Consider the following 15,705-nt stretch of genomic DNA (forward strand, 5'->3'; position numbering starts at 1 on the left):
AGCCGCATAAATAATTTTTCTATTTGAACTGTATACTTGACAGGCAATAGTGCCCCTGCTCGGCGTTCGTTTTTTAAATGGTTAGTATTGCTCAGCCTTTTATTATTATCGCTAGCGTTAAGATAGTCTCGAGACATCTATTGGAAACTATTTGTTTACCGTTGGTTGAGTTGGCTGTGTCTCTTGCTTAGGTTGCATGCTAAGCTCCTTCTTGAGCCGCTGGTTTTCACCCTGCAACTTCTTGACGTCCTTTTTCAGCTTGTCAACTGCGGCCTTGCCAGGCTGGCTTTGCAGTGCTTTCAACTCCTTGCTAACCTTGAGGTGGTTGGAGAAGGAGAAGAGGTAGATGATCAAAGCCCCGATCAACATGCAGACGAGGATCAGCAATACCAACGGCATCTTAACCTTGCCGAAGAGGAGGTTGACCTCGACCGCAGTGGTATTGAGCAGGGCGAAGATGACAAAGATGATAAGCAGGATGATGGAAACGATCATCGTTGATTGTTTTTTCATAAGTTTAAGCTTCCTTCAATAGTTGATAAGTTCAGTATAGCATCTCAGTAGATCAGTGGGGCAATGACCTGATTAAACCAGTGGGCAGCGCCGGGATCGTTAGGGCCGGTGACAGGGGCCGGAACGATTAAGGAGTCATCGACGTTGAAGAGCCCCAGCTGCCCCTTGATGGGGAGGGGGTTGATCCAATACGAACCGCCAGGAACAAAGGGAGCTAGCCGCCAACCATAGTCACGCTCCCCGTATTGGTCGACGCCCACGACCTTAGCAACGCAGGTGGCGTAGCCGGGAACACCACCGTGGACCTTCTTGGCAGTGCCGCAGATCAAGAGGTCACCCCGGTAGTTGGTCGACCAGCTGCGGTACTCGACCGTCTTAGTCCCCTGGAAGATGTCCATTACGTAATCAGAACGGATCGATAATGCTTTCATGAGTTTCCTTTCTGTACGAAAAAAGCGACCGGTCATTTGACCAGCCGCTTTGACGGATTAGGTATAACTAATTTAATTAGTTGTTACCTTCGAGCTTTGCCCAACCGTCCTTAGCAACCTTAGCAAGGGCAGCAGCAGAAGCATCCATCGCCTTTTGTTCACGTTCGTCAAGTGGAACTTCGATGATCTTGGCAATACCGTTAGCGTTGATAACGGCAGGAGTACCAAGGTAGATAGGTTCCTTAACACCGTATTGACCGCTCATTGGAGCACCAACAGGCAGAACAGCGTTTTCGTCACGCAAAATAGCACGAGAAATCCGCATCAAGCAGGTAGCAACACCATAGTAGGTAGCACCCTTACGGTTAATGATTTCGTAAGCCTTGTTACGAACATCGTCTTCGATCTTAAGCAATTGATCCATTGAAACGTTGTGTTCCTTAGCGATGTCAAGGAGTGGCTTACCACCAATCGTAGCGCTAGAGTAAGCAGCGAATTCTGAATCACCGTGTTCAGCCATGATGTTTGCCATAACGTCGCGTGGGTCAACGTCAAACAGCTTGGCAAGGGCAATCCGCAGACGTGATGAGTCCAGTGAAGTACCGGAACTGATAACCTTGTTCTTTGGGAAGCCGGAAAGCTTTTGAACAGCGAAAGTCAGGATGTCAACTGGGTTGGCAGCGACAAGGAATACACCGTTGAAACCGGACTTAACGATTGGGTCAACAATGGACTTCATGATCTTGAGGTTCTTGTCAACCAATTGCAGACGGGTTTCACCTGGCTTTTGAGGTGCACCGGCAGTGATAACTACCAGGTCAGCATCCTTGCAAGTATCGTAGTCAGCAGCGTAGATCTTCTTTGGAGCAGTGAAGACAGTAGCATCTTCAAGGTCCAAAGTGTCACCTTCGGCACGCTTCTTGTTGATATCAACAATGGCTAATTCTTCAGCTAAACCTTGTTGTACCATTGCGTAAGCGTAACTTGAGCCAACGGCACCGTCACCGACGAGAACAACTTTTTGATGATTCTTAGACATAATTTAACAGTCTCCCTTTCATCCTTATATGTGCTATTTTGAGAATTCCTCTCGTATTCGATTATAGCATCCCTTGTGAAAAAAGCTATAAATTTGTGAAATAAGATTCAATTTTGTTGAGAATTTAGGAAATCTTTCAGTTGAGGGCCCCGTAACCGGCTACCAGGAGGGCGACGATAATCATCGGCCACAGCAGGGCGTGAATAAGGGTGCCGACTAACAGGATCAGAAACAAAATCCCGATAATCTTTAGGGTGAACACGCCGAGCTTCCACAGGAGCCACAACACGAGTAACGTTATTAAGATACCCATTGTTTTCCTCCATATATCTAAGATTACCAGCAGTATATCACGTCATATTAAGGTAGAAAAAGGAGAAGAATTAAACTTTGGCACTTTCTTAACCTTGTGATAAAATATAGTTATCTAAATGGCTAATTAGCCGCGAATATACGATGGAGGAGGTGGTTACCATTCTGAATCGAACGAAGCAGTTTATGCGTGAAAACGACTTGATGTATAAAAAAGAGTACATTCGTCCAATGATGACGCCACAGCACGTCTATGTTTTTCGGTTTGGTAAACACAGGTTAAATAATCGGGTAATCATTCGGTATTCTCATACCTGGACGGGCCGGTTAAAGATCAATGAAATTGACGTCCGACTTCATCATCAACATCACCCGCGGATTTTCCTGACCGAAGCCGATTTGATCGACTACCTGAAGCACCATATGGAAAAGGAAAAGCGGCGGGAAAATGAACGATCACGTACCGATGATGATGACGCGGAATAGGTGATCGTAGAACTATCGTGACCATTATTTTTGGCCGCGATTTTATTATTTAAGGAGGGTTTTAAGTGGACTGGACAGCAGTAACAGTGATTACATCGAGCGAGGCCGTCGAGGCGGTCAGCTACATTTTAACCAACGAGGGCGCGCAAGGGGTACAAATTGATGACGCCGCAGATTTTGCCAACCTCAAGCCGGGGAAGTATGGCGAACATGGTGAGATCGTTGATCCCGCCACCATTCCGCACCGGACTTCGGGGGCGGCTGTTACCGGCTATTTCCCGGCGAACACCTTTGTTCCTGAATTATTGCCGACAATCCGGCAACGGGTTGCCAAACTGCGCGACTATGGCCTTAATCCGGGCGAAGATGATGTGACAGCTGCGGTGGTTGATAATCAGCAATGGGCAACGGTTTGGCAGAAGTACTATCACCCGTTGCGAGTTACCAATGAGCTGACGATTGTGCCCCAGTGGGAAGATTATCAGCCAGCCCAACCCCAGGAGAAGTTATTAGTGCTGGACCCAGGGATGGCCTTTGGAACGGGAACCCACCCAACCACTAAACTGATGCTCCAGGCGCTGGAAGACGTCATCCGCGGCGGTGAATCGCTGATCGATGTGGGAACCGGTTCCGGGGTCTTGAGCATTGCCGCCAAGCAGCTGGGGGTCGGTGATGTGCAGGCCTACGATATTGATGAAGTGGCCGTTCGGTCGGCCCAGAAGAACCTCGACCTCAATCCGGTGGCCAAGGATGTCAAAGTGGGAGTCAACAGCCTCCTCGATGGCATCCACACGCAGGTTGACGTGGTGGTGGCCAACATCTTGGCAGAAATCATCGTACCGCTGATTCCGCAGGCCTTTGCTAACCTAAAGCCCGGTGGCTACTTCCTGGCGTCCGGGATCATCGATGATAAGGCAGCGATGATCCGGCAAAAGATGCTGGAACAGTCTTTTGTCATTGACAGTGAGACCAAGATGGGGGATTGGCACGGGATCATTGCCCATAAGCCAACGGAGGATGAAAAATAATGCAACGTTACTTTATCAACCAGCCGGCTGGTCAAACGGAACTCGAGCTGCCTAAAGAGGTTGCCCACCACCTGGTTACCGTCATGCGTGCCCAGGTTGGCAGCCAAGTAGAAGTGGTCTTGAGCAATCACCGGGTGTACCTGGCGACGGTGACGACGACTGCTCCGGCCCGGGTCAAGATTGTCAAGGACCTCGACCGGGATAGCGAACTGCCGCTGCGGGTTACCTTGTTATGCGGCCTTCCCAAGACCAAGGAAAAGCCGGAGATGATCGTTCAAAAAGCTACTGAATTGGGGGCTGACAAGATCGTCTTCTTCGAGTCAGCCCGTTCGATCAGTCACTGGGCTAAGCAGAAGCAGGACAAGAAGATAGCCCGCCTGCAGAAGATTGCTGACGGAGCAGCGGAACAGTCTCACCGTAATCGTCAGCCCCAGGTTGCTTATTCGCCCGACTTACGGACGGCCCTGGCAGACAATCCGGCTGACCAGCGGGTTGTTGCCTGGGAGGAATCAGCAAAGCAGGGGGAAACCAGTGCCCTTCATCAGTTGCTGACCCAGATGACTCCTGGCCAATCATTGGCAGCCGTCTTCGGTCCCGAGGGCGGCTTGACCAGTCAGGAGGTCGAACAGATGCAGGCCGCTGAAGTCGTCCCAGTTGGCCTGGGACCCCGGATCTTGCGGACGGAGACGGCGCCATTATACTTTCTGGCGGCAGTTTCCTACGCGAGTGAACTGGCGGTTAATCATCGTTAATGATTGCTACAGATTGTGATACAATTAGAAAAATCAACAAAAGAGAAATTAGATAGTTAAGGTGTTGTAAAATGGCAATCTTTAAAAATAAATGGCAAACGTTTGATAAACTGCTTTGGATTCTCGGAATCATCTTCGGCATGCTGGTTCCCGTGTTGACGGACCGGATTCCGGCATTGACGAGGGTGCATTGGGTTGTTTGGTTCCTGTTAATCATCAACGGTATCTACAGTATTTGGATCGGCGTTCACGTTGCCAGACGCCAACAGAAAGTCTTTAATCTGTTGATTTTTCCACTGTTGTTTCTGTTAGCTGCCTATTTCTTCATGCCGCACTATACCTACTATTTTGCACCCGCATATTGGGCAGTAAGCTACCTGGCCTGGGCTAGCCAGCAGCAGTAATTTTGAATAAAGGGGGACTGATAATGTCACAAGTTAAAGAATTAACGCATGAAGACGTGCGTAAGATGGTTTCTTCCTATATGAATGATGAACACGTGGCATTGGTCGAGAAGGCCTACCGTTTTGCCGCAATCTGTCACCATGATCAGCGGCGGAAGTCAGGAGAGCCTTACATTATCCACCCAATTCAGGTTGCCGGGATTCTGGCAGACCTACAGATGGATCCGGAGACGGTATGTGCGGGCTACTTGCACGACATTGCCGAAGATACCGGTGCGACGTTAGGCGATATTAAAGAATTATTTGGCCCGACCATTGCCATGATTGTCGATGGGGACACCAAGCTGGGCAAGATTCACTATAAGTCCAACCGTGAACAGATGGCAGCTACCCACCGGAAGCTCCTCTTGGCGATGTCCAAGGATATCCGGGTGATGATTGTCAAGCTGGCCGACCGGTTGCACAACATGCGGACCCTGCAACACCTCCGTCCGGACAAGCAACGGCGAATTTCCAATGAAACGCTGGAGATCTACGCTCCGATTGCCGACCGGCTGGGGATTAGTACGATTAAGTGGGAACTGGAGGACTTGTCCCTGCGTTACCTCAACCCGCAGCAGTACTACCGGATTGTCCATTTGATGAACTCGCGGCGTGACCAGCGGGTGGACTACATCAATAACGCCATTGATTTGATTAAGGATGCCCTCAGTGACCTGAAACTGGGGCCCAACGTGGAAATCTATGGCCGGCCTAAGCACATCTATTCGATTTACCGGAAGATGGTCACCCAGCACAAGCAGTTTAGCCAGATTTACGACCTGCTGGCGATCCGGGTGGTCGTTGACACCATTAAGGACTGCTATGCCGTCCTGGGGGCCATTCATACCAACTGGAAGCCAATGCCGGGCCGGTTCAAGGATTACATTGCGATGCCCAAGACCAACGGTTATCAATCGTTGCACACCACGGTGATTGGTCCAGAGGGGCGGCCGTTGGAAGTTCAGATCCGGACTCACAAGATGCACGAGGTTGCCGAGTACGGGGTTGCCGCGCACTGGGCCTACAAGGAAGGAAAGACCAACGGGGTTCAACAAACCCGCGACAGCCAGAAGCTCAACGTCGTCAAGGAAATCCTTGAACTGCGGCAGGAAAGCAACGGCACGGACGAATTTATGCAGGGGGTTCAGAGCGACATCTTTACCGATAAGGTCTACGCTTTCACCCCCAAGGGCGACGTCATCGAAATGCCAAAGGGAGCTGGTCCGCTAGACATGGCCTACCAGATCCATACCGAGGTCGGTAATCACACGACAGGGGCTAAGGTCAATGGACGAATTGTTCCCCTGGATTATGAGATCAAGAATGGGGAGATTGTTGACATCCTAACCTCGCCATCCTCAGCTGGTCCTAGTCGAGATTGGCTTGACCTGGTCAAGACCCGGCGGGCCCGAAACAAAATTCGCCAGTTCTTCCGTGCCCACTATCGGGAGCAGAATATTGAGCAGGGCAAGCAGATGATTGAAAACGAACTGCACGAGGCTGGCTACGATCCGTTTGCATTGATGACGGAGAAAAAGGCGGCTGACGTGGCGCAAGCCCTGCACTACAGCACCGCTGACGATATGTATGCGGCGATCGGTTTTGGCGACCTGGCACCGGTCGGGGTGCGGAACCGCTTTACCGCTGACATTCGTCAAAAGGAAGAAGACGATCGGCAGGCAGCTGCCCAGCGGGCCCTGCTTGAGGAACACAAGACCTTGGAGAAGCCTGACGAGCGGACTAAGCAGAAGCAAGCCAAGGCCTCCAGTGAAGGAATCGTGGTCGAAGGGGTCGATAACCTTCTCGTACGGCTCAGCCACTGCTGTGATCCGGTTCCTGGTGATGAGATTGTCGGCTACATCACGAAGGGCCGGGGGGTCTCCGTTCACCGGAAAGATTGTCCAAACATCAAGGCGGCTGAGAAGAGTGGTCAGCGGATCGTTAGTGTCTACTGGGCCGACCCGCACGGCGACAAGACCAACTACGATGCCGATATTGAAGTTCAAGGATATAACCGTAATGGGATGCTCAACGATGTCCTGCGGTCCATCAATAATAGCACCCGCTTTTTGAACTCGGTTAACGGGAAGGTCGACCATAATAAGATGGTAACGATTAGCCTGACGATCGGGGTTCGCAACCTGCAACAGTTGCAGTTAATCATGAATAGCCTGAAGAATATTCGGGACGTCTACGTTGTCAAACGGGTCATTCGCTAGGAGGGATAATATGCGTGTTGTATTGCAGAAGGTCAATCGGGCCCAGGTAACCATCGATGGGTCCGTTGTTGGGAAAATTGCTAAGGGCTATATGCTCCTGGTCGGTTTTGCACCTGATGACGGGGATGAACAGCTGGACTACCTTGTTCACAAGATCGTCAACCTGCGAGTCTTTGAGGATGAAAACGGCAAGATGAACAAGGGATTAAAGGATGTTGACGGGGCGATCCTGTCAATCTCTCAATTTACCTTGTATGCTGATACCAGGCACGGCAATCGTCCGGGATTCACCGACGCTGCCCGACCAGAAATTGCGGAACCGTTGTACGAGCGCTTCAACCAGAAACTGGCGGCAACGGGTGTGCATGTTGAAACAGGTCGGTTTGGCGCGGACATGAAGGTTGACCTGGAAAACGATGGACCAACTACCATTATCTATGAAAAGTAATTAAAAGCTCCGTGATCTGATAAAACGAGGTCATGGAGCTTTTGTCGTTTAGTATTGTGAAAGAATTTGGTCAACGGCCCCACCGTAGCTTTCGCCGAAGAGAACCAGGTGCATGCAGAGGTAGTAGAAACGATACCAGGACAAGCGGTCGTTGATACCCGGGGTGAATGGGTAGGTGCTGTTATAAGCCTGGTAGAACGAGTCGTCAAACCCGCCGAAGACCGTTGTCATGGCCAGGTCGAATTCACGGTCGCCATAAACGGCATCGGGGTCGATGAGGTAGGGCTGGTCGTTGGCAAACATGAAGTTGCCGGCCCAGAGGTCCCCGTGAAGCAGGCTTGGCTGCACTTCATGTCCCTGATAGTAATCGCTGAATTTATTGACCAGCTGGGTGAAGTGTTCTTGCCGCCAGCGGTTCCACCGTCCTCGATCACTGGCCACCTGAACCTCAGGCAAGAGGCGCTGGTTGATGTAGAAGTCTTTCCAGCTGGGGTTCCATGAGTTATCCTTGACCAGGGCCTTAGTGCGGTGGTTGTCGACAAAACCAAACTGGCCGTTGGCACTGTACTGCTGGTGCATCCGGGCGACTGCTTGACCGAGCTCAGCCTGGCTGCCGGCACTCTCGTCGAGCCAGTTCAAAACCAGGTAGGCGTTGCCATCAATCTCACCATTGTGGATGGGGGTCGGGGTGTTAATGACCTTGCCAATTGCCTTTAGCCCATTGATCTCATGCTGGAAGTATTTCGCCGGCTGGTTCGGCTGGATCTTGATGAAGTAGGACTGACCATCCGCTTCAAGGCGGTAGGACTCATTGATGTCCCCGCCGCTGACGGGCTGGCAGTGTTCGAGCCTCTTAAACGGCAGCTGCTGGAACCATTGATGATTTAACGTACTCATAAAACCACTCCTTTGCTTATCTAGGTCAATTATAGCGACCGGCCCCGACAGACGCAAAAACGGAAAATTAGGGGCAAAATATTGACATTCGGGGTGGGGGCGAGTAAGGTAAAAATGAAAATTTGATATTCATAACCAGTAATAAAAGAATGCTCGGTGCCTCTAAAGTGCTAGCGAGTGGGGATGGTGGAAGCCCACGTTGCGGAGAACCGATTGACGCTTTTTATGGTTGGACATCTGTCCCGTCAGCTATTGACGTTATCATTGAGTTGATACCAAGGTGGTACCGTGCATTAGAGCACCCTTGTAGACGCAGGGGCGCTCTTTTATTATTTATGGATAAAAAGGAGTACTTAAGATGAAGAGAACCAATTATTGTGGAGACACAAACGAAAGCCTAGTTGGCCAAGAGGTCGTCTTAAAGGGGTGGGTCGCTAAACGGCGGAACCTCGGTGGCTTGATCTTTATTGATCTCTGGGACCGGGAAGGAATCGTTCAGCTGGTCTTCAATGAAAAGGAAAATGCGGCGGCTTTTAAGGTTGCCAATGCCGTGCGGAACCAATACGTTCTGGAAGTGGTTGGAAAGGTTCAACCACGGGCCGAAAAGGAAATCAACCCGGACATGAAGACCGGGAAGGTGGAAGTGGCTGTTGAGAAGGCCACGGTCCTGGCCAAGTCCGAAACGACGCCGTTCGACATCACGGACGGAGTCGATGCTTCAGAAGACCTGCGGATGAAGTACCGTTACTTAGACCTGCGCCGTCCTGAGATGATGAAAAAGCTGATGTTGCGCTCTAAGGTTACCCACGTCATTCATCGTTACTTTGAAAAGAACGGCTTCATGGATGTGGAAACGCCTGATTTGACCCGGTCAACACCAGAAGGGGCCCGGGACTACATCGTACCTTCCCGGGTTTACCCTGGTCACTTCTACGCCCTGCCACAATCACCACAGTTGTTCAAGCAGCTGCTAATGGCCGCCGGGGTTGATAAGTACTACCAGATTGCCAAGTGTTTCCGTGACGAGGACCTTCGTGGGGACCGGCAGCCTGAATTTACCCAGGTCGACACGGAAATGTCCTTTGCCACGCCGCAGGACATTCAGGACATGACGGAGGGCCTGATCAAGGACGTCATGAAGGAAGTCTTAGGCATCGACGTTAAGCTACCATTCCCCCGGATGGAATGGCAAGATGCCATGGATAAGTACGGGACTGACAAGCCGGATACCCGTTTTGGCATGCTGATCCACGACCTGAACGATATCGTTAAGGATTCATCCTTCAAGGTCTTCTCTGGAACGGTTGCTGATGGCAACTACGTCCGGGCGATTGCCGTTCCGGGCGGGGCTGATAAGTACTCCCGCAAGGATATCTCCAAGCTGGAAGACTACATCAAGCGTTACGGTGCCAAGGGATTAGCCTGGGTTAAGGTTACGGACGACGGTTACAATGGTCCGGTTGCCAAGTTCCTCCAGGAAAAGGAAGATGCTATCAACGAAGAGCTGGGTGCCAAGAGCGGCGACTTGATCCTCTTCGTAGCGGGCAGTTTCCACGTAGTTTGTGATTCCCTGGGTTACCTGCGGCGGTACTTCGGTCAAGAACTCGGCCTGACTGATCCTAACCAGTGGAACTACGTTTGGGTGGTTAACTGGCCGATGTTTGAATACGACGAAGGCTTTGGCAAGTGGATCGCTGCTCACCACCCATTCACCATGCTGAACCCCGAAGACCTGCACTACTTAGAAGACGGCGAGGACCCGCACAAGGCCCATGCCCAAAGTTACGACATCGTCTTGAATGGTCAGGAAATCGGTGGGGGCTCCATCCGTATCCACGATCCAAAGGTCCAGGAAAAGGTCTTGAAGGCCCTCGGCTACACCAAGGAACGTGCCGAGGCCCGCTTCGGCTTCCTGCTGAAGGCTTTGACCCTGGGAATGCCGCCTGAAGGGGGACTGGCAATCGGTCTTGACCGGTGGGTAATGTTCCTGTCACAGGCTGACAACATCCGTGATGTGATCGCCTTCCCAAAGAACTCCAAGGCAGTGGAACCACTGACTGCCGCACCAGGCAAGGTCAGCCAGCAGCAGCTTGACGACCTGAAGATCGAATTCGGCAAGGATGTCGACTACAAGCTGGACAAATAGTGCTTAAGATGAAAAAGGATCTGGGGTTTCCCGGGTCCTTTTTATTTTGAAAGGAGAATAACATGAAATTTGTCATTGCACCCGATTCCTTTAAGGGCAGCCTGACCGCTAAGGAGGCGGCCACTGCCATGGCCACCGGCATCCGGCGGGTCTTTCCCGCCGCTGACTGCCAGCTTGTCCCGATGGCCGATGGCGGCGAGGGCACCGTAGCGGCTCTAGTCGCCGCTACTGGGGGACGGATCGTTCGGGCGGTGGTTCATGACCCCTTTGATCGAATGACGCCAGCCGCCTATGGCCTGCTGGGCGATGGTAAGACGGCGGTGATCGAGATGGCCGCGGCGAGCGGGATCCAATTTATTGATGGACCGGGTAATCCACTATGCGCCACGACCTTTGGGACGGGTGAGCTGATCTTGGATGCAGTTGCCCGCGGTGTCGACCAGATCATCGTTGGCCTGGGCGGCAGTGCCACGGTTGACGGGGGCGCCGGTATGGCCCAGGCCCTAGGGGTCCACCTTTACGATGCTGATGGGGAGGAACTTCCCCATGGCGGTGGTCCGCTTGGTCGAATGGCCAGGGTTGATACCAAGGACATGGCTCCGGGCCTGGCAGGGGTTAAGATTCTCCTAGCATCCGACGTTACCAACCCGCTGACCGGGAAGAACGGCGCCGCCCGGGTCTTTGGGCCGCAGAAAGGGGCCACGCCGGCAATGGTGAAGACCCTGGATGAGAACCTGGCCCACTTTGCCACAGTGGTCAAGCGCGATTGCAAAACGGCACCCGACAGAGTAGCTGGTGCCGGGGCCGCGGGTGGTCTCGGCTTTGGCCTGCTCGCCTTTACGTCTGCGACGGTGCGGCGGGGAATTGACCTGGTCCTTCACTTTACTGACTTTGCTCGCCGGGTTCGGGGGGCGGACTATGTGTTCACGGGAGAAGGCCGGATTGATTCCCAAACCCAATTTGGCAAGGCTCCACTGGGGGTCTCCCGTCTGGCTCGCCGGGTGGTTCCTAATGTGCCGGTAATTGCGTTGGCGGGTAGCGTTGGGCCCATTCCACCTGTCCTGACAACTGACTTTACGGCAATCTTTGCGACGCCAACCGGTGCTAAGACCCTTGAACAGGCAGTGACCGATGCCCCCGTCGACATTGCCCAAACCGCGGAAAACGTGGCCCGCCTGCTACAGCTGCGGTGTTAACCTTGATGATTTGACGCATTCTATTGATTTGTCAATTATTTAGCGCTAGAATCAAGGTGTAGTTGAATAGCAAACGACCGCTAGGGGTGTCCATTAATGGACTGAGATCATGATGATCATGGGACCCTTGAACCTGTCAAGTTGATACTTGCGAAGGAAAGTGGAATAAATCTTCTAGTGGATTGCGGCATGCGACCCGCTTTTTTTGTGGGTCGGGAAAGGAACTGTTGTTATGAAATTTTCAGATTCATTGCATCAAGATATCGAACCCGTCTGGCAGAGGTGTTATGAACACCCCTTCCTTCGCGAGATGGCCAACGGAACCCTGCCGTTGGATAAGTTTAAGTTCTACTTATTGCAGGATACCAAGTACCTTAACGCCTTTACCGCCCTCCATAAGTTTCTCGCTTCTAAAATGCCCACGCCGGCAATGGCCGCACCCCTGCTGGCGACGATCGAAGAGTCCACATCAGAAACTGCAGAGCGAACGGAAACCAACCGACAGTTGCAAATTACCCCCGAACTGTTAGCCAAGACTACGCTGGCCCCCGTGGCAACGGCCTATGTCAACCATATGTACCACCAAGCCTACTTCGTCAGTGCAGCAGCCGGGGTGGCGTCCCTATTGCCATGCTATTGGAGCTATGCGGAATGCTTCAAGAAAATGCAGGCGGCAGGTACCCAGACTTTGCCGGTTTACCAGGCATCAATTGATTACTATGCCGGGCAGGCGTTTCAAAAAGACACTGTTGCGATGATAAAACTGTTAGACGAACTGGCGGGCAACGCCAGTGCCAAAACGCTGGAACAGATGCGGCTAGCGTTTAACCTGAGTTCGGACTACGAGCTGATGTACTGGCAGATGAGCTATGACCGTCAGCAGTGGCCTCATCAGCGTTTTACTACAATTTAGAAAACATAAAGCCGGATAGTGAACCCCAGTCAGGTTCACTATCCGGCTTTTGCTTTATAATGATGTTTTTGTCAGTGATCCTACTTCAGGATCTTCTTCAAGAATTCCTGAGCCCGGGGACTAGTGGGGTTGGCAAAGAAGCTGTCGGGCTGCCCAGTTTCTTGGATATAGCCATCGGCCATGAACCAGATCTGATCGGCGACTTCCTTGGCAAACCCCATTTCGTGGGTGACGACCACCATCGTCATCCCCGATTCGGCCAGGTCTCGCATAACCTTCAATACTTCTTCGACCATTTCTGGGTCGAGGGCGCTGGTTGGCTCATCAAAAAGCATCACTTCTGGATCCATCGCCAAGGCCCGGGCAATGGCGACCCGCTGCTTTTGCCCCCCAGACAGCTGGTCGGGGTACTGGTCGGCCTTGTTGGCCAGGCCAACCTGGTCGAGCAGCTTCATGGCGGTCTGCTTAGCACTTTCTTCGGCAATTCCCTTAACCTTGACTGGGGCGATCATGATGTTCTTGAGAACAGTCATGTTGGGGAACAGATTGAACCCCTGGAAGACCATTCCCAAACGCTGCCGGATCTGGTCAAGCTTCTTATCATTCAGGCCGACCAGTTCCTGTCCTTCGAAAAGGACCTGGCCGCTGGAAGGTTGTTCGAGGGCGTTGAGGCAACGGAGGAAGGTACTCTTTCCGGCTCCCGATGGCCCGATCACACAGATTACCTGCCCCTTATCGACGTGTTCGCTGATGTCTTTTAAGACGACGGTATCCTTGAATTTTTTCTGGAGGTTTTTGACTTCAATAATCTTAGTGGACATGTTTCATCTTCCTTTCAAAGTGCAGCAAGATCCGGGAGAGGGTGAAGGTCAGAACGAAGTAGATCAGCATGGTGATGAAGAGTGGCAGAACTCCCTTGTAGGTCGCTGATTGAACCAATTGGGTCTGGTACATCAGCTCGCTGACCCCGATGACGGAGACCAGGGAACTGTCTTTTAACAGGGTGATCAGTTCGTTCCCCAGGGCCGGCCAAATGTTCTTGAGGGCTTGAGGCATGATAACTTCCTGGAAGGTGACCTTCTTGCTCATCCCTAAGCTCCGGGCCGCTTCGGTCTGGCCGAGCGGGATGGATTGGATTCCGGAACGGATGATCTCGGCAACGTAGGCCCCGGAGTTTAGCGAAACGGCGATAATCCCGGCGACAAGGGCTGACATGGATTGAATGATGGCCCCGATACCAAAGTAGACGAACATGATCTGGACCATCATTGGGGTTCCCCGGAGAAATTCAATGTAGCAGACGGCAATTGAGTGGAGTAGTTTGTTCTTGGATAACCGCATCAGGGCGAAGAGGGTCCCGAGGATAAAACCAAAGATAACGGAGACTACCGTAATCAGCAGGGTGTATTCAATCCCCTTGGCAAAGTAACGCCAGTAGGAGAGGACGGTGTTCTTCTTCTTGTAGGACTTCATGTATTGGGAAGCCTGCGGGATCCACTTCTTGTTGACCAGGTTCTCATCATTGACCTGCTTGATGGTCTTGTTGGCCGCGGCTTCGAGGGACTTGTCACCCTTGGGGAAGGCCATGGAGATGTTCCCGGCGGTTGATGGGAGTTTGGAATTAAAGGCGTAGAGGTTGGAATTGTTGGCAGCGTATGCCTTGGCCGTCGCCTCATCCATCAGGACGGCGGAAACCTTATGTGATTGCAGGCCGATCACCAGGTTCGAGAGCTTGGCAAGCCCCTTGTTTTGGGTTCCAGGCATGCTCTTGTTGATCATGGTCGATTGGAGTGTACCGTTTTGTGCCCCCACGGTCTTACCCTTAAAATCTTTAGCGGACTTAAAGCGCTCTTTGTCGGCCTTGTTGATTAGGAAGTAGCTGTTTCCGGAGTAGTAAGTATTGGAGAAGTCAACACTCTTCTTACGCTCGCTGGTGACGTTCATTCCGGAGATGATCACGTCAATTTTCCCGGTCTCAAGGGCGACGAGCAGGGAATCAAAGTCCATGTTCTTAATCACTAATTTGACGCCCAGGTCCTTGGCAAACTTTTTGGCAAGGTCAACTTCAAAGCCGACGTATTCGGTTTTGCCGTTTTTCTTAGTAGTAAATTCGTAGGGTGGATAGTCGGCACTCATTCCGACAACCAGGGTTCCCTTTTGTTTAATTTTTTGTAATGAGTCATCCTGCGTTGTCTGGCTGGCTGATGATGAACTGACGGCGCTGCTGGAACTGGCTGAACTAGCCGCCAGTGCCGTACTAGGCATTACCAATGAGCAGAGCAGGATAAACAACATAAATAATTGCTTGAGATGTTTCATAGTGTTGGCTCCTTAATTAAATTTTAATGATTGTTAGCAATATACACCTATATACATACTTATGCAATATAAAACGGGAAAATAGTATAAATATGCAATAGCCTGAAAGGGTTTCCCTTGAGCCGGGGCAAGGAGTTAGTGTGATTTAAAAACTTCTTTATTCAATTTTCGTCCTTTTTACCCAGGTGATTTATTTTTAGCTGGTGAATATTTATAGAAGAAAAAATAAATACGAAAAATATGCGGATATTTGTTAAAAGAATCATTGACATCACTGCCCTGATTAGGTACAATACTTTTTGTAGTGAAAAGGCGAATTTTCGTAGCCTTGTTACGTAACTTTAAGCTCGGAGGGAGGGAATCAACATGTCAAAAACAGTCGTTCGTAAGAATGAATCTTTAGACGACGCTCTTCGACGCTTTAAACGTTCAGTTTCACGTAACGGAACTTTGCAAGAATACCGCAAACGTGAATTCTACGAAAAGCCTAGTGTACGACGGAAGTTGAAATCTGAAGCGGCACGGAAGCGCAAGAACAAGCGTGGTCGTCGTTACTAAAA

At 51.3% G+C, this 15,705-nt stretch carries 17 protein-coding genes and 1 riboswitch; of the genes, 10 read left to right on the top strand and 7 right to left on the bottom strand.

What is annotated here, in order from left to right; translation table 11 throughout:
• Positions 1-147 precede the first annotated feature (147 nt).
• The 4 genes from ACI31J_RS03210 to ACI31J_RS03225 all read right to left on the bottom strand — a co-directional run bounded on the left by ACI31J_RS03210 (position 148) and on the right by ACI31J_RS03225 (position 2,296).
• Positions 148-513, bottom strand: coding sequence for a LapA family protein (locus tag ACI31J_RS03210; RefSeq protein ID WP_439773006.1), 366 nt, complete (start codon positions 511-513; stop codon positions 148-150).
• A gap of 44 nt (positions 514-557) precedes the next feature.
• A complete protein-coding gene (locus ACI31J_RS03215; RefSeq protein WP_439773007.1) occupies positions 558-944 on the bottom strand; it encodes an ASCH domain-containing protein in 387 nt (128 codons plus the stop codon).
• A gap of 76 nt (positions 945-1,020) precedes the next feature.
• Positions 1,021-1,983 (bottom strand): L-lactate dehydrogenase, encoded by a 963-nt coding sequence (locus ACI31J_RS03220; protein ID WP_439773008.1) that lies wholly within the window; start codon positions 1,981-1,983, stop codon positions 1,021-1,023.
• Positions 1,984-2,119: 136 nt separating this feature from the next.
• Complete coding sequence (locus ACI31J_RS03225) at positions 2,120-2,296, bottom strand: hypothetical protein (RefSeq protein WP_439773009.1); 177 nt, start codon at positions 2,294-2,296, stop codon at positions 2,120-2,122.
• A 185-nt stretch (positions 2,297-2,481) separates the two neighbouring features.
• Between ACI31J_RS03225 and ACI31J_RS03230 the strand changes: the two genes are divergently transcribed.
• From ACI31J_RS03230 to dtd, 6 genes are all read left to right on the top strand, one after another.
• A complete protein-coding gene (locus ACI31J_RS03230; RefSeq protein WP_289576052.1) occupies positions 2,482-2,781 on the top strand; it encodes a hypothetical protein in 300 nt (99 codons plus the stop codon).
• A gap of 65 nt (positions 2,782-2,846) precedes the next feature.
• Complete coding sequence (gene prmA / locus ACI31J_RS03235; RefSeq protein ID WP_439773010.1) at positions 2,847-3,809, top strand: 50S ribosomal protein L11 methyltransferase; 963 nt, start codon at positions 2,847-2,849, stop codon at positions 3,807-3,809.
• Complete coding sequence (locus ACI31J_RS03240) at positions 3,809-4,561, top strand: 16S rRNA (uracil(1498)-N(3))-methyltransferase (protein WP_439773011.1); 753 nt, start codon at positions 3,809-3,811, stop codon at positions 4,559-4,561. The genes prmA and ACI31J_RS03240 overlap by 1 nt, the downstream gene beginning before the upstream one ends.
• A gap of 71 nt (positions 4,562-4,632) precedes the next feature.
• Positions 4,633-4,965, top strand: a complete 333-nt coding sequence (locus ACI31J_RS03245; RefSeq protein ID WP_439773012.1) for a hypothetical protein — start codon at positions 4,633-4,635, stop codon at positions 4,963-4,965.
• 23 nt (positions 4,966-4,988) lie between these two features.
• Positions 4,989-7,226 (top strand): RelA/SpoT family protein, encoded by a 2,238-nt coding sequence (locus ACI31J_RS03250; RefSeq protein ID WP_439773013.1) that lies wholly within the window; start codon positions 4,989-4,991, stop codon positions 7,224-7,226.
• A 10-nt stretch (positions 7,227-7,236) separates the two neighbouring features.
• Entirely contained in the window at positions 7,237-7,674 is a 438-nt protein-coding gene (gene dtd, locus ACI31J_RS03255) for a D-aminoacyl-tRNA deacylase (protein WP_439773014.1), read from the top strand.
• Between the two features lie 48 nt (positions 7,675-7,722).
• Here dtd and ACI31J_RS03260 read toward each other — a convergent pair whose 3' ends face one another.
• Positions 7,723-8,571 carry a fructosamine kinase family protein gene (locus tag ACI31J_RS03260; protein WP_439773015.1) on the bottom strand — a complete coding sequence of 283 codons (849 nt, stop codon included), beginning with the start codon at positions 8,569-8,571 and terminating at the stop codon, positions 7,723-7,725.
• Positions 8,572-8,929: 358 nt separating this feature from the next.
• On the opposite strand from ACI31J_RS03260, the gene aspS reads away from it, so the two are divergent.
• The 3 genes from aspS (at position 8,930) to tenA (ending at position 12,826) form a co-directional block, all read left to right on the top strand.
• On the top strand, positions 8,930-10,717 hold the full coding sequence (gene aspS / locus ACI31J_RS03265) for an aspartate--tRNA ligase (RefSeq protein WP_439773016.1): 1,788 nt from the start codon (positions 8,930-8,932) through the stop codon (positions 10,715-10,717).
• A gap of 62 nt (positions 10,718-10,779) precedes the next feature.
• Positions 10,780-11,913 (top strand): glycerate kinase family protein, encoded by a 1,134-nt coding sequence (locus ACI31J_RS03270; protein WP_439773017.1) that lies wholly within the window; start codon positions 10,780-10,782, stop codon positions 11,911-11,913.
• 72 nt (positions 11,914-11,985) lie between these two features.
• A riboswitch (TPP riboswitch) is annotated at positions 11,986-12,089 on the top strand.
• A gap of 56 nt (positions 12,090-12,145) precedes the next feature.
• A complete protein-coding gene (gene tenA / locus ACI31J_RS03275) occupies positions 12,146-12,826 on the top strand; it encodes a thiaminase II (RefSeq protein ID WP_439773018.1) in 681 nt (226 codons plus the stop codon).
• A gap of 80 nt (positions 12,827-12,906) precedes the next feature.
• Here the strand turns inward: tenA and ACI31J_RS03280 are convergent, their stop codons facing one another.
• Positions 12,907-13,647, bottom strand: coding sequence for an amino acid ABC transporter ATP-binding protein (locus ACI31J_RS03280; RefSeq protein ID WP_439773019.1), 741 nt, complete (start codon positions 13,645-13,647; stop codon positions 12,907-12,909).
• Positions 13,637-15,145, bottom strand: a complete 1,509-nt coding sequence (locus ACI31J_RS03285) for an ABC transporter substrate-binding protein/permease (RefSeq protein ID WP_439773020.1) — start codon at positions 15,143-15,145, stop codon at positions 13,637-13,639. The genes ACI31J_RS03280 and ACI31J_RS03285 overlap by 11 nt, the downstream gene beginning before the upstream one ends.
• Before the next feature lie 366 nt (positions 15,146-15,511).
• Between ACI31J_RS03285 and rpsU the strand changes: the two genes are divergently transcribed.
• Entirely contained in the window at positions 15,512-15,703 is a 192-nt protein-coding gene (gene rpsU / locus ACI31J_RS03290) for a 30S ribosomal protein S21 (RefSeq protein ID WP_047770440.1), read from the top strand.
• Positions 15,704-15,705: the final 2 nt, after the last annotated feature.

Origin of the sequence: Limosilactobacillus sp., assembly GCF_051873075.1 — a bacterium.
In the GTDB taxonomy this organism is placed as follows: domain Bacteria; phylum Bacillota; class Bacilli; order Lactobacillales; family Lactobacillaceae; genus Limosilactobacillus.

Bases quoted from the DNA above. Each gene is read 5' to 3' on its own strand.
- aspS (WP_439773016.1), top strand. From the start codon at position 8,930: ATGAAGAGAACCAATTATTGTGGAGACACAAACGAAAGCCTAGTTGGC.
- dtd (WP_439773014.1), top strand. From the start codon at position 7,237: ATGCGTGTTGTATTGCAGAAGGTCAATCGGGCCCAGGTAACCATCGAT.
- tenA (WP_439773018.1), top strand. From the start codon at position 12,146: ATGAAATTTTCAGATTCATTGCATCAAGATATCGAACCCGTCTGGCAG.
- ACI31J_RS03240 (WP_439773011.1), top strand. From the start codon at position 3,809: ATGCAACGTTACTTTATCAACCAGCCGGCTGGTCAAACGGAACTCGAG.
- ACI31J_RS03270 (WP_439773017.1), top strand. From the start codon at position 10,780: ATGAAATTTGTCATTGCACCCGATTCCTTTAAGGGCAGCCTGACCGCT.
- ACI31J_RS03250 (WP_439773013.1), top strand. From the start codon at position 4,989: ATGTCACAAGTTAAAGAATTAACGCATGAAGACGTGCGTAAGATGGTT.
- ACI31J_RS03260 (WP_439773015.1), bottom strand. From the start codon at position 8,571: ATGAGTACGTTAAATCATCAATGGTTCCAGCAGCTGCCGTTTAAGAGG.
- ACI31J_RS03280 (WP_439773019.1), bottom strand. From the start codon at position 13,647: ATGTCCACTAAGATTATTGAAGTCAAAAACCTCCAGAAAAAATTCAAG.
- ACI31J_RS03245 (WP_439773012.1), top strand. From the start codon at position 4,633: ATGGCAATCTTTAAAAATAAATGGCAAACGTTTGATAAACTGCTTTGG.
- ACI31J_RS03225 (WP_439773009.1), bottom strand. From the start codon at position 2,296: ATGGGTATCTTAATAACGTTACTCGTGTTGTGGCTCCTGTGGAAGCTC.
- ACI31J_RS03230 (WP_289576052.1), top strand. From the start codon at position 2,482: ATGCGTGAAAACGACTTGATGTATAAAAAAGAGTACATTCGTCCAATG.
- ACI31J_RS03215 (WP_439773007.1), bottom strand. From the start codon at position 944: ATGAAAGCATTATCGATCCGTTCTGATTACGTAATGGACATCTTCCAG.
- ACI31J_RS03220 (WP_439773008.1), bottom strand. From the start codon at position 1,983: ATGTCTAAGAATCATCAAAAAGTTGTTCTCGTCGGTGACGGTGCCGTT.
- ACI31J_RS03285 (WP_439773020.1), bottom strand. From the start codon at position 15,145: ATGAAACATCTCAAGCAATTATTTATGTTGTTTATCCTGCTCTGCTCA.
- ACI31J_RS03210 (WP_439773006.1), bottom strand. From the start codon at position 513: ATGAAAAAACAATCAACGATGATCGTTTCCATCATCCTGCTTATCATC.
- rpsU (WP_047770440.1), top strand. From the start codon at position 15,512: ATGTCAAAAACAGTCGTTCGTAAGAATGAATCTTTAGACGACGCTCTT.